The sequence below is a fragment of the Mycobacterium sp. 1081908.1 genome (genome assembly GCF_001673535.1).
Classification (GTDB): Bacteria; Actinomycetota; Actinomycetes; order Mycobacteriales; family Mycobacteriaceae; genus Mycobacterium.
The window spans coordinates 29,620-45,558 of record NZ_LZLY01000097.1 but is presented as its reverse complement, the minus strand read 5'-3'; the positions used below and the strand labels follow the sequence as shown (position 1 = coordinate 45,558).

Genomic DNA, 15,939 nt, shown 5'->3' with positions numbered 1-15,939 from the left:
CAGTGACGCGTGACCTCGGGCCGGGCCCCATTCACCGGTCCGAAACCACCAGTGCCGCACGGCCCGTCGCGGCATCGCCCGGGCGCCACTTCGGCGCGCAGTCGTACGTGCGGCCGTTGGCGGGGCTGGCGACCATCGTCCTCATCGGCCTGGTCTTCGCCGTCGCGATAGGCCTATTTCAGGGCTCCTTCACCACGAGCGTGCCCGTTACCGTCGTCTCGCCGCGCGCCGGCCTGGTGATGAACCCCGAGGCCAAGGTGAAGATGCGTGGCGTCGAGGTGGGCAAGGTCGCCTCAATCGACGTGCGGCCCAACGGCGAAGCCGTCCTGCACCTCGCGATGCAACCGTCGCAGATGCACCTCATCCCGGCCAATGTTCTCGTCGATATCGCGTCGACGACGGTGTTCGGCGCGAAGTTCATTGAGCTGGTACCGCCCGCGGAGCCGTCGCCGCAGTCGCTGCGCGCGGGTCAGGTGCTTGAGGGCAAACATGTCACCGTCGAAATCAACACGGTGTTCCAGCAACTCACATCGCTGCTGTCGACGATCGATCCCGCCAAGCTCAACGAAACGCTCGGCGCACTAGCGTCTGCGGTCAACGGACGCGGCCACAAGATCGGCCAGATGCTGCGCGATCTGGATTCATTCCTGGCCACCCAGGAGCCCAGCCTTCCCGCGCTGAGCCATGACCTCGAGGCCCTGCCCGCGGTGAGCGAGGCCTACGCCGACGCGGCGCCGCACCTGCTGGCCACGACCGACAATGCCGTGCGGATCAGCAAGACGATCGTCGACGAGCAACAAAACCTGGATGCCTTCCTGATCAGCTCGATTGGCTTGGCGGACTTGGGCAATGAGGTGGTCGGCGGCAACCGGCAAGCGCTGACGGACGACCTGCATCTGCTGGTGCCGACCACCGATCTGCTCAACCAGTACCATCAGGCGCTGTACTGCGGCATCGCCGGGTCGCTGGGGAACCTGCATGCGCCGGACCTGCCCGAGCCGATGGTTAAGGTCACCGTCGTCCTCGGCCTCGGCGCCGAGCGTTACCGCTACCCGTCCAACCTGCCCAAGGTGGCGGCGACCGGCGGGCCGCAATGCCGGGACCTTCCGGTGGTGCCCTTCGACGTCGCGCCGCCGTTCGTGGTGACGGACAACGGCTCCAACCCCACGCAGTACGGCAACCAGCAACTGCTGCTCAACTCCGATGCGCTCAAGCAGCTGCTGTACGGGCCGATCGACGGACCGCCTCGCAACACCATGCAGATCGGGATGCCCGGATGACCGGCTCGCGCGGGATGATCCTCAAGTTCGGGGCGTTCGCCACCGTGATGGTCGTGCTGACCGTGTTCCTGTTCTTCATCTTTGGGCAGTACACCACCGGTTCGACGAACGGGTATTCGGCGCTCTTCACCGACGTGTCGCGGCTGAAGACCGGCGAGACCGTCCGGGTCGCCGGCATCCGGGTGGGCACGGTCAACAGCGTCAAGCTGCGCGCCGACAAGAAGGTCGAGGTGAAGTTCGACGCCGACCGCAGCGTGGTGCTGACCACCGGCACCCGCGCCGTGGTTCGCTACCTGAACCTGGTCGGTGATCGCTATCTCGAGCTGACCGACGGCCCGGGGTCCACCAAGGTCCTGCCGGCGGGATCGGAGATCCCGCTCGATCGGACGGCGCCGGCCCTGGACATCGATCTGCTGCTGGGCGGGCTGAAACCCGTTACCCAGGGCCTCAATCCGCAAGACGTCAACGCGCTGAGCGCGGCGCTCATCCAGGTCTTCCAGGGCGAGGGCGGGACCCTGCAGTCGCTACTGTCGAAGACGTCGTCGTTCTCCAACACGTTGGCCGACAACAACCAGACGGTGCAGGAGCTGATCGACAACCTCAACGCAGTGGTGGCCACCGTCGACAAGGACGGCACCAAGTTCTCCGGCGCCATCGACCGCCTGGAGAAATTGGTCAGTGGATTCGACCAGGATCGTGACACCATCGGCACCGCGATCACGGCCCTGGACAACGGCACCGCATCGATCGCGGATCTGCTCACCCGCGCCCGCCAACCGCTGGCCGCGACGGTGGACCAGGCGAATCGGCTGGCCCCGCTGCTGGACAAGGACAAGAACCTGATCGACACCTCGCTGCAGAAGTTGCCGCACAACTACCGCAAACTGCTCAGGCTCGGGTCGTACGGTGCATGGTTCCCCTACTACCTGTGCGGACTGTCGCTGCGGGTGTCCGACTTGCAGTACCGGACGGTGGAAGTGGGCATCAAACACCAGACCACCGGGCGGTGCGCGGAACCGAAGGACCCCGATGAATAAGTATCGCGGAGCGGGCCTCATCAAGGCCGGATTCATCGGCGCCGTCCTCATAGCCCTGGTCATCGCCGTCGGGCTGAACCCCGATCAGCTGGTCCAGCGGGCCACCACGGTCCGTTACCAGGCGCTGTTCGCTGATGCCGGTGGCCTCGCGCTGGGCAACGACGTGACGATTTCGGGAATCAAGGTCGGCAGCGTGACGGGCATGTCGCTGCAGCACGGCGACGTGCTGGTGACGTTCACCGCCAAGGGCAACATCCTGCTCGGCTCGGCCAGCACCGCACACATCAAGACCGGTTCGCTGTTGGGCCAGCGGGTGCTCACGGTCGACTCCGCGGGCACCGGCAACTTGCATCCGATGGCCGTCATCCCGGTGTCGCGCACCTCCTCGCCGTATTCGCTGTCCGAGGCCGTCAACGACCTGACGACCGACCTGCAGGGAACCAACACCGAGTCGCTCAACCAGTCCCTTGACACGCTGTCGGCGACGCTGAATCAGGTTGCGCCGCAACTGGGTCCCGCGTTCGACGGGGTGAGCCGGCTTTCCCAGACCCTCAACGCCCGCAACCAGACGCTCGGGCAGTTGCTCAAGGGCGCCGCCGACGTCACCGGCGTCCTCGGGCAACGTAGCCAGCAGCTGAACACACTGATCCTCAACGCCAATGACTTATTGTCGATGCTGGTGGCGCGGCGCCAGGCGATCGTGCGGCTGCTGGCCAGCACGTCCGCGGTGGCCCGGCAGCTCTCCGGCATAGTGCACGACAACGAAGCGAAGCTGGCGCCGACCCTGGAAAAACTGAACTCCGTGACGGCGGTCCTGGAAAAGAACCGCGACAATCTCGCCAAAGCGCTTCCCGGACTGGCGAAATACGAGCTGACGCAGGGGGAGACCGTCTCGAGCGGCTACTACTACAACCCGTTCATCCCCAACCTTTTCCAGCTTGAATTCTTCCAGTGGTTGTTCGACTACGCCTTCGGGTTCCGCGCCTACGGCGCGCCCGGTCAGCCGCCGGACACCGCCGGGCCGCGGGCCTTCTTCCCGTTCCCGTTCAACCAGGACCCGGGAGGGCGGCCATGACGGGGCTACGGGCGATTCCGCGCAACAAGCTCAAGGTGGGACTGGCGATCGTGCTGGCGGGTCTCGTTGTCGTCGGCGCGGCGATCGCCATCCGCAACACCTTCTTTCGTCCGACGACCATCACCGCTTACTTCCCCACGGCCACCGCGATCTATCCCGGCGACGACGTGCGGGTGTCCGGCATGAAGGTCGGCACCATCTCGTCCATTCAGCCCCAGGGGACCCGGGCGAAGCTGGTGATGCACGTCGATCGCAGCGTGCCCATTCCGTCGGACGCGAAGGCGGTGATCGTCGCCCAAAACCTGGTGGCGGCGCGCTACGTACAGCTCACGCCGGCCTACCGGTCGAGCGGCCCCACCATGCGTGACGGCGCGGTGATACCGATCGAACGGACGGCGGTGCCCGTCGAATGGGACCAGGTCAAAGAGCAATTGATGCGTCTGGCAACGGAATTGGGTCCCAACAGCAAGGTGTCCACTCCGTCGGTGGCGCGGTTCATCGACAGTGCAGCCGACGCGCTGGGCGGCGGCAACGGCGAGAAGCTGCACCAGACGCTGGCCCAACTGTCCGGGGTCGCCCGGGTCTTCGCCGAAGGCAGCGGCAACCTGGTCGACATCATCAAGAACCTGCAGGCATTCGTCGGGGCGCTGCGCGAAAGCAATGTGCAGATCGTGCAGTTCGACAACCGGCTGGCGACGCTGACCAGCGTGCTCGACGACAACAAGTCCGATTTGGACGCGGCGCTGACGGACCTGGCGAACGCGGTCGGCGAGGTGCAGCGGTTCATCGCCGGCAGTCGTGATGCGACCTCCGAACAGATTTCGCGGCTGGCCGACCTGACACAGATACTCGTCGACCAAAAGATGGCGTTGAAAAACGTGCTACACATCTCGCCGACCGCGCTCGCAAACGCCTACAACGCCTACGACCCTGACTCCGGCAACATCCGCGGCGGCGTCGGCCTGCAGAACTTCACCAATCCGACGTATGCGTGGTGTGCGGGCATCGGGGCCATCGAGAACGTCACCGCCGTAGAGACGGGCAAGCTGTGCGGCCTGTATCTGAGCCCGGCGCTGAAGGTGTTCAACCCGAACTTCATCGTCAACTTCAACTATCTCCCGATTCCGGTCAACCCGATCCTGGCTCCCTCGTTCGCCCCCGAAAACGTTGTCTACAGCGAGGATCGGCTGAAGCCCGGCGGTGAGGGGCCCAGGCCCGGCCCGCCGTTGATGCCGCCGGCCGTTTCCGCGTACACCGGGCTGCCGGGAGACCCGGTTGGGCCGCCGGGTTCGGTGCCGATGGGGCGGATCCCGGGCGCGGCGATGCCGGAACCCCCGCCGGGGGAACCGCCGCCCGCCGCAGCACCGCCGCCCTCGCCGCCGCCGGGCGCCCCTGCGAACCTTCAGGACATGCTGCTCCCGGGTGAAGGAGCGCAACCATGACCCCCCGGATCGCGATGCGGCGCGTGCTCGGCATCGTCTGCTGCGTCATGCTCGCGGTGAGCGGATGCGCGTTCAACGGCCTGAACTCGCTGCCGTTGCCGGGCGCGGTGGGACGAGGCCCGGGTGCCACCACCTACCACGTGGAACTCGCCAACGTCGTTACGATGGAACCGAATTCGCCGGTAATGATCGACGATGTCATCGTCGGCAGCATCAGCAAGATGACGGTGCGGGGATGGCACGCCGACGTTGAAATCTCGGTAAAGCCCGGCACGGTGATCCCCGCCAACGCGGTGGCCAGCGTCGGCCAGACCAGCCTGCTGGGTTCCATGCATCTGGCGCTCAATCCGCCGCTGGGCCAGCCGGCGTCCGGACGCCTGCAGCCGGGCGCCACGATCCCGCTGAACCGCTCGTCCACCTATCCGTCGACCGAACAGACGCTGTCGTCGCTGTCGGTGATCCTCAACGCCGGCGGGCTGGGTCAATTCGGGGACATCATCCACAACTTCAACGCCGCCCTCTCGGGAAACGAAGGCGCCGTTCGGGATCTGCTCGAGCGCCTCGACCGGTTCGTGGGCACACTCGACCAGCAGCGCGACAATCTCGTCGCGTCGATACATGCCCTCAATCGCCTGTCCGGCACGTTCGCCGCCCAGCGCGACGTGATCACCCAGGCGCTGTACAAGATTCCGCCCGCACTGGACGTCCTGATCAAGGAGCGCCCCCGCATCACGACCGCGCTGAACAAGCTCGGGACGTTCAGCAACACCGCGACCAGGCTCGTCAACGACGCGGGCGATGACTTGGTGAAGAACTTGACGAACCTCGCGCCGGCACTCGGTGCGCTCGCCGACATCGGGCCGGATTTGGACGCCGCCCTCGCGTACGCGCCGACGTTCCCGTGGGCCCAGAGCATCATCGACCGGTACATCCGGGGCGACTACCTCAACGGGTATTTCATCATCGATCTGACGAACGCCGGGCTGCGCAAGGGCATCCTCCGCGGCACCCATTGGGAGCGGATCGGTGCCGAGGCCGTGCCCGGGCCCGCGGATCCGGAATACCTGCAATTCCGATACGGTGCACCGCCCGGGGCGCCCGGGGCGCTCAGCAAGCCCGGACCGACCGGGGAACCGGCACCCTTCGGGCCACCGCCACCCTGGGGGCGGCCGCTGCCCGGACCGCCGCCGGCCGCGGCGCCGGGGCCGGTGAACCAGCAATCGGCAGACACACCGCCGCCCGCGGCACCGCCACCGGTGTCGCCGTTGATCGCGGGCCTGAGGTGGCTCGGTCCCGACGCGCAGCAGTCGCCGACAGCGACGCTGCCCGGTCCGCCGCCGGCGGGCGCTGCCGCGCCGGCCGACCAGGGTGCCCCGGTGCCGGGCGCGACCCCGACCCCGAGCCAGCCGACGGACGGGGGCTCGTAGATGCTGACCCGGTTTGTCCGTATCCAGTTGGCGATCTTCACGATCGTCGGGATCGTCGGTGTGGTCGTCATGGCGTTGTGGTACGTCCAGGCGCCGACCCTGCTCGGCATCGGCAAGATGACGGTCACGCTGAAACTGCCCGCCACCGGTGGCCTGTACCGCTTCAGCAATGTGACCTACCGAGGGGTGCAGATCGGCAAGGTGACCGCGGTGGGGCTGACCCCCGATGGCGCGAAAGCCACGCTGTCCCTTGATACTTCGCCGAAGATACCGGCGGACCTGAAGGCGGAGGTGCTGAGCATCTCCGCGGTGGGCGAGTATTACGTCGATCTGCGGCCCCGCAACGACTCGCCGCCTTACCTGCACGACGGCTCGGTGATCGCGATGAACGACACGACGATCCCCCAACCGATCGGCCCAGTGCTCGACCAGTCCAGCGCGTTGATCAACAGCATCCCCAAGGGCAAGCTCGGTCAGTTGCTCGACGAGTCGTTCAAGGCATTCAACGGCAGCGGTTACGATTTCGGATCGCTGTTCGACAGTTCGGCACGGGTCTCGGGTGACCTCAACGGTGTCGCCGACCAGACACGGAACCTGACCGAAGACACCGGGCCCTTCCTGGACGCGCAAGCCCAGACCGCCGATTCGATCCGGACGTGGGCGCGCAGCCTCGCCGGATTCAGCGGCCAGCTGGCGAAGGACGACCCACAGTTCCGCACCCTGCTGCAACAGGGGCCTGGAGCCCTCAACGAGGCGTCCCGGCTGCTCGACCAAATCAAACCGACGTTGCCGGTGCTGCTTGCGAACCTGACCACGATCGGCCAGATCGGCGTGACCTATCACGCTTCGATCGAACAGATTCTGGTTTTGCTGCCGCCGTTCACCGCGGCGATTCAGTCGTTCGTCGGCACGAAGTCGCCGACCGGATTGGCCACGGGCGCCTTCAATCTCATCATCAGTGACCCACCCGCCTGCACGGTCGGCTTCCTGCCGCCGAGCCAATGGCGTTCCGCAGCCGACACCCGCACCATCGACACGCCGGACGGGCTGTACTGCAAACTGCCGCAGGATTCGCCCATCGCGGTGCGCGGTGCCCGAAACTATCCCTGCATGGGACAGCCGGGGAAACGCGCGCCCACCGTCGAAATCTGCGAGAGCGACAAGCCTTTCGAGCCGTTGGCGATGAGACAGCACGTGTTCGGCACTTACCCGCTGGACCCGAACCTCATCGCGCAGGGCATCCCGCCCGACGACCGGGTCAACTGGAACCGCGAAAGAATCTTCGGGCCGGTGGAGGGAACGCCGCTGCCGCCGGGCGCGGTGCCGCGGGGAACGCCGCCGGCATCGGCCTTGCCGCCGCCCGCGGCGCCGCTCAGCCCGTTGGCGCAGATGGGGGAGGTGTCACCGATTGCGCCGATCGACGTTCCCGCTGCCCCCGCCGGGTCGCCGGCGCCGGCTGCGGCGCCGGCGGCGCCGGCGGGGCCTCCCGCGGGGCCTTCGGCCGCGCCAAGTGCATTCGGGCACAACGAGTCTCAGAGCGGTCCATCGGTGGCGATCGCCCAGTACAACCCGCGCAACGGCACCTACGTGACCCCGGATGGCCACGTTTACCGGCAATCGGATCTGGTCAAGCCCACGTCGCCCAAGGCGCCGAAAACGTGGAAGGACATGTTCGCCACCTGATGCCCGCGCAGGGCCATCGTCGGGTGAACCGGGTCAGCCTATTTTGTCCAGCCTGAACGGTTGATCGATGTACAGCGGCTTGTTGGTGCCGCAGGCGCCGCTGGGGCCGGACGTCTGTTCCCGCCCGGCCAGCACCGGCGACCCAAGCACTTTCTCGCCGGTCTCCGGGTTGGCGGCATAGAAGTGGATGACGTCGTGACCGGTGAACGAGGTGCCGTCGGGACAGGTTGTCCAATTGGGAATGTCGCGTTTGACGAACCAGGTGGTGCCCTCGTTCATGAATATCGGTGCGGTCCAGCCTTGGTCGCTGACGACCGTGCCGTCGCACCGGTAGGCAGTGGAGCACGAAGTCGTGATGGTCCAGGTGCTGCGCACCACCGGCTCCTGATGGAACACCTCGTTCGTGCGGGCCCAGTCGCCGACCACGGTCGCGGTGTATGTCCCATTGATCGAGGGGTCGTAGGCCCATGCGGACGGGGCCACGCCCACACCGCCCGCCACGCCGACGGCCACCACGGTTGCGCTTATCGCCATATTCATCGGACGCATCGTGTGCTCCTTGAGGCGTTAAATACCGCCAATTCCAAGCGAATCGAATTCACAGACTAACACCGCCCCCGCGTGTCACGGAATGGTTTGCCGCGAAGCCTGCCGGGGCGCTCATAGGACATCGAATTTATCGATGAGCCATGAACCTTTGACCTTTTCCATCGCTACCTTCAGGCTGCTCGACGTCACGACCGGTTCCGGCTTTGCCTTGCTCGTGGTCTTCTGTTTTATGAACACAAGTACGACAGCGGAATTCGCCTGCAGTTCCGACACGGCGGCCTTGACCACGGAGGCGGTCGTCGTGACTTGGCCGCGCTGCGCCGACGGCCCCACGACCTGGTCGGCGAACCGTTGGTAGTAGGCCAGATAGTCCTCGGTGAGCCGGGATTTGGCGTTGGCGAAATCACGATCGAGAGTTTCGGGCGAGTAGGACAGCAACGCCACCGCGCCGTCGCTGGCCGCTCGGATGACCTGGTGCGCCGCGGCGCGGTCGGTCTGCAAATCCGGACGGTAATCGAAGTAGAAGATCCGGGCCGCGTTGCCGAGCGCGGCAATAAGCAGAACAGTCAACAGGATTGGGCGCCACCGCGCCACGCAACGACGCGTCCAGCGCCCGATCGCGCCGGTTCGGCGGGCAGGCGTCCGCTCCTCGGCCGCCTCATCGTGCGCTGCGCCGTCGACCGTCACGGGACGAACTCGAGTCGGGAAATCTTTAGCTGCCCGGCATCGCGTTGGACGGTGACGACGATCCGCAACCGGCGCGATTCCGGCTTAGCCTCACCGGGTTTGGTGATCTCGGATTTGGCGGCGATCAGCACGATCGCCGAATCCTGGCTCATGGACTCCACGGCGACGGCCTGTACCGAGCCCTTGGAGATGACCTTGGACTCCTCCACCGCCTTTACCGCATCCTCACCGCCCATCAGGATGCTGATTTTGAAAGTCCCGGTGGTGTCGTCGGCGAAACGCTGCAGATCCTCTCTCGCCTTGGCCGGATCGATCGTCATCATCGTCACAATGGCGTCGCGGGCGGCCGCGGCGAACTCCGAGCTGCGATGCCTTTCCTGCTCAACGCCGCGGTGATGCCACACCAGGTACCCGCTGCCCGCCAGCGCCGCGCAGCCGACCACAACCGCCGCGGCCGCGGCCATCGCCTTCCGGCTTGGGCGGCGGGGCCGCAACCGGCGCCAGCGCGATGGCGACTCGGCCGATCCGGCGCCGGCGGCCCCGTCGCCGCTTGGCGCCGCCTCGGCCTGTTCGCGCAACCGCATGGCACGGGCACGGGCGGCCGCGGCGCGGGCCTCCGCCTCCGCGACTTCTGCGGCCTCGGCATCCTCCGCGGCCGAAGTCGACGGTGACGTGGATAGGGCACCCATTCGTCGATTTTCGGCGACGGTCGCCCCAGCGGGAAGCTTGCGCCGAGGCACTGGATCACCTCCTCGTCCGCGCCTACAGGAGAGCCACATTATCACTGCCAGGTGGGCGGGCCGGCGACGGAGACAGCGGCATCAGGCGCCCATCTTCTCCGGGCGCGAGAATTCTATTCCCACCGGTGGGCGAAGTAATTTAAAGTAATCCTGTGCGATTCATAATGGCAACGCTTGCCGTGTTGCTCGGCCTCGGTGTCTTGGCGCCGCCGCAGGCCGCCGCCGCGCCGGTTAATTGCGATTACCCGGATTGCACGCCGGGGATCATGCCGCACCAGGTGCTCGGTGCGCCGTGCGACAACACCACGTATTACGTGTTCGGAACCGCCGACTATTACGTGTCTTTCGCTACGCAGCCGGGACGCCTGATGTTCTGCGGCTCGCCCAGGAGGTACGAGCCCCGGTGGTTCCGGTCCCCCCCGATGGCCGGCGTCAAGGTCGAGGGCTCGTCTTGCGTCGATTTCCCGGAGTACTACGTCGCGCAGGCGCCGGACGGCCTGTTCCTCGTCTGCAACGCGCATGACGGAACACAGGTTTGGGAGCGCGGCGACACTTAGGCCGCTCCGGCCCGACTCACGGCCGGGTGTTCGGAATCTCCGGCCAGTCCTGGAACGGGCTGGGTCCCCAGTAGTCGAAGTTGTGGACCGTGCCGTCCACGTCCCGATGGTGCGCGTCGTGGCAGGTGGTCGGATCCCACTGGGGTCCCCAGGAGGGATCGAACATCTGCCCCGGGCACCAGTGATAGCCCACGAACGGCCACGGCGGATTGTCGGCGCGGGCGACCGTCGCGGTGCCCAAGCCGGCGGTGACCATGATCGCTGCGGCGGCGACACGCGCGACTTTGCTCATGGGAGAACCGTACCCGAGCGACCGCCCAACCGGACCAAAAATTTCGGTGGGGGTGCGGTGATCAGTCGGCCGCGTCGATCAGCCGGCGGGTGATGCGGCCCAGCTGGGAACGCAGGGCGTCGTCGTCGATGTCGGCCACCAGAGGCGAGATGACCCCGACCGCGATCGCGCCCGACAGCACGGCCGCCGACACCCGCGCGTCCTCGGCCGCGTCGTCGAGCAGCACGCTGTAGAGCCGCTGGATGAATTGCTGGAAGGGCTCGTGTTCGCCCAGCAGTCGCACGATGACAGGGTCGAATTGCAGCGTGCTTGCGGCGCCGCGACGTTCGACGGCGACGTCGATGACCCTGTCGAGCAGCGCCTCCCGCGCCCTGGTCCGATGGTCGTCGGCCTCGGCCGCCTCCAGGGCCTCCTCGAGACCGCCGAGTTCCCGCTCGGTCAAGGCGAGGACGATCTGCTCCTTGGTCTTGAACTGGTGGTACACGGCGGCCTTCGTGACCCCGACGGCATCGGCGATCATCTGCAGCGAGGTTCCGCCGACGCCGTGCTGCGCGATCAACTGCAGCGCCGCATCGAGAATGCGGGTCTGCGCGGCACTGCGCGTGATGAAGCGAAACCGGCTGCGGGTCTGCGGGGAAACCACACCCGGAAGCGTAGCCGATCGGCTATTGACCCGAGGATAGCCGTTCGGCTAGTTTCGCTCACGAACCGTGTCCAGGCCGTCGCAGCGAAGGAGCCAGGCGATGTCCGACGTTGGCGAGAACAACCCAAAGCGCCGCCGATCTCCGCGAACTCGATTGCGCCGTACCGACGGTGAGCTGATCCTGCTGTGGACGTTGCCCGCGACGGTGATCATCTGGGTCGCCTGCTTTGTCCTGTTTCCGGGCTTCAATCCGCCGATGTCGCCCAGCATGTCGGCCGATCAGGTGGCCGCGTTCTATCGCGATCCGGCGCGGCTGCCACAGATCCGCTACAGCATGATCGTTTTCAATTGGTTCGGGGTCTGCCTGGTCCCGGTCCTGACCCTGATCGTGTTGCAGATCCGCAGGATGGCACATCGGACGCCGATCTTCTCCTACGCGATGTTGGGTTGCGTGGCCGGCGGCCCGACCCTGTTCCTCGTCGCCAACGTGTGCTGGCTGCTGGCCGCCTTCCGTCCCGAAAGAAGCCCGGAGCTGACGCAGCTGCTCAACGACTTCGGCTGGATCACGTTCACCATCGTGGTCCCGTTTCTGATCGGCCAAAGCGTGATCCTGGCCCTGGCAATCTATTTCGACGACCAGCCGCGGCCGGTATTCGGCCGCTGGGTGGCTCACTTCAACCTTTTGGTGGCGGCCGCCCTGGTGCCCGCCGCCTTCGTCGGCGTGTCATTGACCGGACCGCTGGCGTGGGACGGCTTTTTGTCGTTCTGGGTGAAAAACGTCGCCATCGCCGTCTGGATCATCGTGATGGGTTTGGTTCTGGGGCAAGCGATCTACCGGGAGCGCGCCGAGAACCGTCAGCACGGCGACGAACTGGTAAGCGCGTGAGTGCCGTAGCGGCGCAGGCGGTTTCTCCAGCCACGCCGCCCCCGGGACCGCTGCACCACCGGATCGCCTGGCACCTGCGGCGCGACCCCAGGCGCGAGCTCTGGCTGGCGTGGGCGGCGCTGGTCGTCTTCTACAACTTCTTCTTCCCGGTGTTCTTCATCGTGGCGCAGGTACAGCCGCCGCCGCAGCCGACGTGGGACCTCGCGACGCAGGTGCACTGGTTCCATGAACGCCACCTCGGGATTCCCGTTGGATTCGGTGTCATCTTCGCCATCAGCGGCATGATCGCGACCAACAACGCCCTCATCGCTTATTCGATGCGGCGAATGTCGGTCAGCCGCGCCTTCGGATACTCGTATCTGCTTATCTACTCGTTCAGTGCGGTTCCCGGGATGCTGCTGCTCAACATCGCGCTGGTCGTCGGGACGCTGCGAGAAGAGCGAGACCCCGAAGCGATCGGCTGGCTCTACGACTTCGCTTTCCTGTCTTTCGACGGAACCATGGGAGTCTTCCTGATCGGCTCGCTGATCTGGATGCTCGCGATTCTGCTCGACAAGAATCGGGTGTTCCCCAAGTGGTTCGGCTACCTCAACCTGTGCAACGCCCTGACCGAGGTCGTCGTGGCGCCGTGCTGGATCTTCCGGCGTGGCGTGCTGGCGTGGAACGGTCAGATCGCGTGGTGGCTGGACATGGTGGTGTTCGGCGTCTACCAAGTCACTTTCATCGTCATGCTGTTTCGGATGATCCAGCGCGAGGACTTCGGCGACGGGCCGTTGCCCGAGCGCGCGCCGCGGAAGGCCGTTGCGCGATGACCGACCTGGCCGAGAAGAAGAGCGCCAGGTTCGTGCCCGGCCAGCCCGACATGTGGGCGTTTGTGTTGTTCGAGACCCTGGTCTTCACAGGGTATTTCGGCTTCTACCTGTTCTATCGCGCCCGAAGTCCCGAGCTCTTCTTGCACTCGCAGGCGCAGCTGGACCTGCGTATCGGGGTCTTCAACACCCTGGTCTTGCTGCTGAGCTCGTGGTCGGTGGCGCGCTGCGTTCAGTCGTCCCGCGCCGGCGCCTACCGCGCGGCCCTGCGGGACGTCTTCATCACGGTCGCACTGGCCGCAGTGTTCCTATTTTTCAAGGTGTTCGAGTGGGCCCGGTTGGTTCGCATGGGAAATGGCTTGGACAGCAACGACTTCTTCACCTACTACTTCTTCCTCACCGGAATCCACTTCGTGCACCTCTTGATCGGCTTCGTCGTCCTCGGCGTCGTCGTCTACCAACTGCGGCGGTCCCAGGAGCTCGTGGAAACCTGCGCCACATACTGGCACACCGTCGACTTCCTCTGGGTGCTCATCTTCGCGTTGTTGTACGTGGTGAGGTGATCGACATCAAATTCAACAGGAGACTGCTGGTCGTCTGGCTCGTGCTGGCGTCGTTGACGCTCGCCTACCTATGGATCGATCACTCGCTCGACGGAACGCTGAGGGCCAGCGCTGTCGTCACCTCGAGCGTGATCGTGATCGCACTCGTCAAGGTGCGCATCATCTTTCGGGAATTCATGGAGGTGCGGCAAGCCCCCGCCCTGCTGTGTCGACTGACGGACGCCTGGGTTGTGCTGATGGGCGTCGCGTTGCTCGCCTGCTATTTCGTCGGCAGGACGCTCGCCTAGTTTTTCGGACGCCATTGTCAACACGCTGGACGCCAACACGCGTAGTGTCATGCAGATATACGTCTTGCGTAACGGTTGGATAACGTTTATCTGGCAGCGTCTTTGGCGTCTCGTCCACGCTCAATAGCATCTGCCAGATCTCGTAATACGCCGACAAAGCGGGTGGCGCCATGACGTTTCTCATTGCCGCACCGGCGACAGTGGCCGCGGCGGCCACGGAGCTGGCAGGCATCGGTTCGACACTTACGGCGGCCCATGCGCTCGCGGCCGTCGGAACCACCGCCGTGCTGCCCGCCGCCGGCGATGAGGTGTCGGCCGCGATCGCGTCGCTGTTCTCCGCCTATGCCCGGGCCTATCAGTCGCTGAACGCCCGGGCGGCGACCTTCAACCGGCGGTTCGTGCAGGCGCTCAACGGCGCGGGCAACGCGTATGCGGCCGCCGAGGCGGCCAACGCGTCGCCCTTGCAGGCCCTCGAGGCCGACGTGCTGGGCGTGATCAACGCGCCTACGAACGCGATGCTGGGTCGCCCGCTGATCGGCGACGGCGCCGACGGGGCACCCGGGCAGAACGGCGGGCCCGGCGGGCTGCTGGCCGGTAACGGTGGCAACGGGGGGTCCGGCCTTCCGGGTAAGCCGGGCGGCCGGGGCGGCGACGCCGGCCTGTTCGCCGACGGCGGCCGGGGCGGTACCGGCGGGACCGGCACGCTCGGTGCCGCCGGCTCCCCGGGTATCAACGGCGGCGCCGGGGGCACCGGCGGCGCCGGCGGTAGCGGCGGCCTGCTGTACGGCAATGGCGGCGTGGGCGGTAACGGGGGTGACGGCGGCAGCGGGGCCGTCGGCGGCGTCGGCGGCGCGGGCGGCTCCGGTGGCCAAGGTTCGGCGATGTTCGGCAATCCGGGCGCCAATGGCGGCAGGGGCCACGACGGCACCAGCCTCGGCGGGACCGGTTCGGGGACCGGCACCGGCACCGGAACCGGCACCGGCGGAACGGGTTCCGGGGAGTACTCGCCCTACGTCGACATAACGCTCTGGCCCGGGCCGAACGGATATGACTTTGCGACGGCGGCCCAGCACGGAGTCAAGAACGCCACGCTTGCCTTCATCAACGCCGACCCGACGGGTCAGGCCTCCTGGGGCGGCTATTCGGCGTACGACGTGACGGGCGGCTCCCAGAGCGCGTTCATCGACAACCAGATCGCCAACATGAAAGCCGCCGGCATTAACGGGACTATCTCGTTTGGCGGCGCGTTCGGCACCGACCTATCCGCCGTCAACGGTCAGACACCCACCGCGCTGGCGCAGCAGTACGCGACGATTGTGAACACCTACAAGATCTACAACCTCGACTTCGACGTCGAAGGTGCGCTGCAGGGCAACACTCAAGCGATGACCACCCAATCGAAGGCCATCGCGATCCTGCAGCAGCAGGAGGCGGCGAACGGCACGCCCGTGACGGTGTCCTACACGCTTCCGGTGCTGCCGAGCGGCCTGGTCGAGGGGCAGGGCGGCGGGTTGAACGTCATCCAGACCGCAACGGCCAACGGCGTGAACATATCTCGCGTGAACATCATGGCCATGGACTACGGCAACGGTTTCGACCAGACCGGCAACCCGGGCATGGGCGCGTACGCGATCGACGCCGCGACGGCCACCCACAGCCAGCTGATGACGCTCTATCCGTCGCTGACCAGCCAGCAGGCGTGGCACATGCTCGGGGTGACGCCGCTGATCGGAATCAACGACGATCCCAGCGAAATCTTCGGCCTCGCCGACGCCCAACAGCTGACGGCTTTCGCCCAGCAGCACGACATCGGCGAGCTGTCGATGTGGGAACTGCCCCGCGACATCACGGGCACGTTGGGCGCGGTGGACGCCGTCGACGGCAGCGGCATAGCGCAAACCCCGTTCGAGTTCTCCGGGATCTTCGAGCAGATCGAAACCGCACCTCAACCCTGACGTCCGCACCGGTTGGGCTCGGCGGTT

At 66.2% G+C, this 15,939-nt stretch carries 17 protein-coding genes; 12 read left to right on the top strand and 5 right to left on the bottom strand.

Annotation, left to right across the window (positions count from 1 at the left end):
* Window positions 1-2 precede the first annotated feature (2 nt).
* The 6 genes from A5655_RS14090 to A5655_RS14065 are packed head-to-tail and all read left to right on the top strand — an operon-like array spanning window position 3 to window position 7,944.
* Window positions 3-1,280 (top strand): MCE family protein, encoded by a 1,278-nt coding sequence (locus tag A5655_RS14090; protein ID WP_067011021.1) that lies wholly within the window; start codon window positions 3-5, stop codon window positions 1,278-1,280.
* Entirely contained in the window at window positions 1,277-2,317 is a 1,041-nt protein-coding gene (locus A5655_RS14085; protein ID WP_067011019.1) for an MCE family protein, read from the top strand. The genes A5655_RS14090 and A5655_RS14085 overlap by 4 nt, the downstream gene beginning before the upstream one ends.
* The gene (locus A5655_RS14080; protein WP_067011017.1) at window positions 2,310-3,392 is read left to right on the top strand and encodes an MCE family protein; all 1,083 of its coding nucleotides are present in this window, start codon (window positions 2,310-2,312) and stop codon (window positions 3,390-3,392) included. The genes A5655_RS14085 and A5655_RS14080 overlap by 8 nt, the downstream gene beginning before the upstream one ends.
* A complete protein-coding gene (locus A5655_RS14075; protein WP_067011015.1) occupies window positions 3,389-4,834 on the top strand; it encodes an MCE family protein in 1,446 nt (481 codons plus the stop codon). Before A5655_RS14080 ends, A5655_RS14075 begins: the two co-directional genes overlap by 4 nt.
* Entirely contained in the window at window positions 4,831-6,261 is a 1,431-nt protein-coding gene (locus A5655_RS14070; protein ID WP_082978656.1) for an MCE family protein, read from the top strand. The genes A5655_RS14075 and A5655_RS14070 overlap by 4 nt, the downstream gene beginning before the upstream one ends.
* Entirely contained in the window at window positions 6,262-7,944 is a 1,683-nt protein-coding gene (locus tag A5655_RS14065; protein WP_067011013.1) for an MCE family protein, read from the top strand.
* Window positions 7,945-7,977: 33 nt separating this feature from the next.
* Here A5655_RS14065 and A5655_RS14060 read toward each other — a convergent pair whose 3' ends face one another.
* The 3 genes from A5655_RS14060 to A5655_RS14050 all read right to left on the bottom strand — a co-directional run bounded on the left by A5655_RS14060 (window position 7,978) and on the right by A5655_RS14050 (window position 9,869).
* Window positions 7,978-8,493 carry a hypothetical protein gene (locus A5655_RS14060; RefSeq protein ID WP_067011011.1) on the bottom strand — a complete coding sequence of 172 codons (516 nt, stop codon included), beginning with the start codon at window positions 8,491-8,493 and terminating at the stop codon, window positions 7,978-7,980.
* A 111-nt stretch (window positions 8,494-8,604) separates the two neighbouring features.
* Entirely contained in the window at window positions 8,605-9,180 is a 576-nt protein-coding gene (locus tag A5655_RS14055) for a twin-arginine translocation pathway signal (RefSeq protein WP_067011009.1), read from the bottom strand.
* Window positions 9,177-9,869: a hypothetical protein gene (locus A5655_RS14050; RefSeq protein WP_067011007.1), complete on the bottom strand. Its 693-nt coding sequence runs from the start codon at window positions 9,867-9,869 to the stop codon at window positions 9,177-9,179. Before A5655_RS14050 ends, A5655_RS14055 begins: the two co-directional genes overlap by 4 nt.
* 215 nt (window positions 9,870-10,084) lie before the next feature.
* Between A5655_RS14050 and A5655_RS14045 the strand changes: the two genes are divergently transcribed.
* Entirely contained in the window at window positions 10,085-10,477 is a 393-nt protein-coding gene (locus A5655_RS14045; protein WP_067011005.1) for a hypothetical protein, read from the top strand.
* Between the two features lie 16 nt (window positions 10,478-10,493).
* On the opposite strand, the gene A5655_RS14040 is transcribed toward A5655_RS14045, so the two are convergent.
* Window positions 10,494-10,769 carry a hypothetical protein gene (locus A5655_RS14040; RefSeq protein ID WP_067011003.1) on the bottom strand — a complete coding sequence of 92 codons (276 nt, stop codon included), beginning with the start codon at window positions 10,767-10,769 and terminating at the stop codon, window positions 10,494-10,496.
* 61 nt (window positions 10,770-10,830) lie between these two features.
* Window positions 10,831-11,412, bottom strand: a complete 582-nt coding sequence (locus A5655_RS14035) for a TetR/AcrR family transcriptional regulator (RefSeq protein WP_067011001.1) — start codon at window positions 11,410-11,412, stop codon at window positions 10,831-10,833.
* 100 nt (window positions 11,413-11,512) lie between these two features.
* Between A5655_RS14035 and A5655_RS14030 the strand changes: the two genes are divergently transcribed.
* From A5655_RS14030 to A5655_RS14010, 5 genes are all read left to right on the top strand, one after another.
* Window positions 11,513-12,298: a hypothetical protein gene (locus A5655_RS14030; RefSeq protein WP_067010999.1), complete on the top strand. Its 786-nt coding sequence runs from the start codon at window positions 11,513-11,515 to the stop codon at window positions 12,296-12,298.
* Window positions 12,295-13,110, top strand: coding sequence for a hypothetical protein (locus A5655_RS14025; RefSeq protein ID WP_067010997.1), 816 nt, complete (start codon window positions 12,295-12,297; stop codon window positions 13,108-13,110). The genes A5655_RS14030 and A5655_RS14025 overlap by 4 nt, the downstream gene beginning before the upstream one ends.
* A complete protein-coding gene (locus tag A5655_RS14020; RefSeq protein WP_067010995.1) occupies window positions 13,107-13,670 on the top strand; it encodes a cytochrome c oxidase subunit 3 family protein in 564 nt (187 codons plus the stop codon). Before A5655_RS14025 ends, A5655_RS14020 begins: the two co-directional genes overlap by 4 nt.
* On the top strand, window positions 13,670-13,957 hold the full coding sequence (locus tag A5655_RS14015; protein WP_067011275.1) for a cytochrome C oxidase subunit IV family protein: 288 nt from the start codon (window positions 13,670-13,672) through the stop codon (window positions 13,955-13,957). Before A5655_RS14020 ends, A5655_RS14015 begins: the two co-directional genes overlap by 1 nt.
* A gap of 170 nt (window positions 13,958-14,127) precedes the next feature.
* Window positions 14,128-15,912: a PE domain-containing protein gene (locus A5655_RS14010; protein ID WP_067010993.1), complete on the top strand. Its 1,785-nt coding sequence runs from the start codon at window positions 14,128-14,130 to the stop codon at window positions 15,910-15,912.
* The last annotated feature ends 27 nt before the right edge of the window (window positions 15,913-15,939 follow it).